The 2,214-nt window shown below is 71.4% G+C and carries 2 protein-coding genes; one reads left to right on the top strand and one right to left on the bottom strand.

Annotated elements, in window-relative coordinates; translation table 11 throughout:
• Positions 1-176: 176 nt before the first annotated feature.
• Entirely contained in the window at positions 177-1,118 is a 942-nt protein-coding gene (locus tag ACFWBW_RS25655) for a beta-ketoacyl-ACP synthase III (RefSeq protein WP_243338920.1), read from the bottom strand.
• 205 nt (positions 1,119-1,323) lie between these two features.
• Between ACFWBW_RS25655 and fdhD the strand changes: the two genes are divergently transcribed.
• Positions 1,324-2,157, top strand: a complete 834-nt coding sequence (gene fdhD, locus ACFWBW_RS25660; RefSeq protein ID WP_385376626.1) for a formate dehydrogenase accessory sulfurtransferase FdhD — start codon at positions 1,324-1,326, stop codon at positions 2,155-2,157.
• The last annotated feature ends 57 nt before the right edge of the window (positions 2,158-2,214 follow it).

Raw genomic sequence — 2,214 nt, forward strand, 5'->3', positions numbered from 1 at the left:
GAGTGTTTTGAGGGCCGGGGGTGTTGTTTTGGGTGCTGGGGGTTGTGGTGGGGGGGGAGTCCAGCAATGGTTCTTGGTTGGGGGGGGGACCGGGGGACGGCCGAGCCCGGGGGGGGGACCACCGCGTCCCCGGGCCCAGGTGTCACGGGGAGCTCAGTGTTACGGGCAGCTGAGTGTTACGGGCAGCTGATGACCTGGCCGGCGTAGGAGAGGTTGCCGCCGAAGCCGAAGAGGAGGACGGGCGCCCCGGAGGGGATCTCGCCGCGCTCGACCAGCTTGGACAGGGCCATCGGGATGGAGGCGGCCGAGGTGTTGCCGGAGTCGACCACATCGCGGGCGACGACGGCGTTGACGGCGCCGATCTTCGCGGCGAGCGGCTCGATGATCCGCAGGTTCGCCTGGTGGAGGACGACCGCGGCCAGGTCCTCGGGGGTGATCCCGGCCTTCTCGCAGACCTTGCGGGCGAGCGGGGGGAGCTGGCTGGTGGTCCAGCGGTAGACGGACTGGCCCTCCTGGGCGAAGACCGGCGGCGAGCCCTCGATGCGGACCGCGTTGCCCATCGAGGGGACCGAGCCCCACAGGACCGGGCCGATACCGGGCTCCTCGCAGGCCTCGACCACGGCCGCGCCGGCGCCGTCACCGGTCAGGACGCAGGTGGTGCGGTCGCTCCAGTCGGTGATCTCGGTCATCTTGTCGGCCCCGATGACCAGCGCCCGGGTGGCGGCGCCGGCCCGGATCGCGTGGTCGGCGGTGGCCAGGGCGTGGGTGAAGCCCGAGCAGACGACGTTGATGTCCATCACGGCGGGGCTGGAGCCCATGCCGAGCTTGGCCGCGACGCGGGCGGCCATGTTGGGGGAACGGTCGATCGCGGTGGACGTGGCGACGAGGACGAGGTCGATGTCGTCCGGGGTCAGACCGGCGCTCGCGAGCGCCTTGCCCGCGGCCTGGTAGGCCAGCTCGTCGACCGGTTCGTCGGGTCCGGCCATGTGCCGGGTCTTGATCCCGACGCGGGAGCGGATCCACTCGTCGTTGGTGTCCACCATGGCGGCGAGGTCCTCGTTGGTGATCACCTTCGAGGGTTGGTAGTGCCCTAGCGCCACCACGCGTGAACCGGTCATGGGCGGGGTCCCCCCTTGTAAGGCAGTCAGGATTTACCAGCTTTGCCTGCTACTGATGGGTACAAGGGCGCGTGACCCGACAGGATTCAGTGCCCGGAATTTGGAGCTTCCCGAGGGTCCTCCAGCCGGGGAAGGGGCCCCGAGCCGATCCTGGAGAATGGGTGTTCCAGGCGTACGGCAAGAACAGAACAGGTGGGCTGATCACATGGGACGGGTCACCGAACGCCGTCGCGTCGTCCGGATCCGGGGCGGCGTCGCAGGGGCCCGGGCGGACACGCTGGTGGCCGAAGAGCCGCTGGAGATACGGCTGAACGGCAAACCGCTGGCCATCACGATGCGCACCCCGGGTGACGATTTCGCGCTGGCCGTGGGCTTCCTCGCCAGCGAGGGGGTGCTCGCCTCGGCCTCGGACGTCCGGGCCGTGACCTACTGCGAGGGCGCCGCCGAGGACGGAACGAACACCTACAACGTGGTGAACGTGCAGCTCGCCGCCGGAGTTCCGGTGCCGGACATCACGCTGGAGCGGAACGTCTACACCACCTCCTCGTGCGGCCTGTGCGGGAAGGCCAGCCTGGACGCGGTGCGCACCGCGACCCGGTTCCCGGGGCTCGCGGACGATCCCGTACGGGTGGGCGCGCGGGTCCTCGGGGAGCTGCCGGACCTGCTGCGCGCGGAGCAGAAGGTCTTCGAGCGCACGGGCGCCCTGCACGGCGCCGGGCTGTTCTCGGCGGGGGGCGAGCTGATCGACGTACGGGAGGACGTGGGGCGGCACAACGCGGTGGACAAGATCGTCGGGCGGGCGCTGCAAGCCGGGCGGCTGCCGCTGGCGGGTTCGGTGCTGCTGGTGTCGGGGCGCGCCTCGTTCGAGCTGGCGCAGAAGGCCGTGATGGCGGGCATCCCGGTGCTGGCGGCCGTATCCGCTCCGTCCTCGCTGGCGGTGGACCTGGCGCTGGAGTCGGGGCTGACGCTGGTCGGCTTCCTGCGGGGCGGGGACATGAACATCTACGCGGGCGAGGAGCGGATCGACCTGACGGCGTGAGCCGCGGCCCGGCGGGGCGGCGGCTGGGCTCCGACGGGGCGGCGGGGGGGCTCCGAC

Source organism: Streptomyces sp. NPDC059957 (assembly GCF_042730015.1).
Classification (GTDB): Bacteria; Actinomycetota; Actinomycetes; order Streptomycetales; family Streptomycetaceae; genus Streptomyces.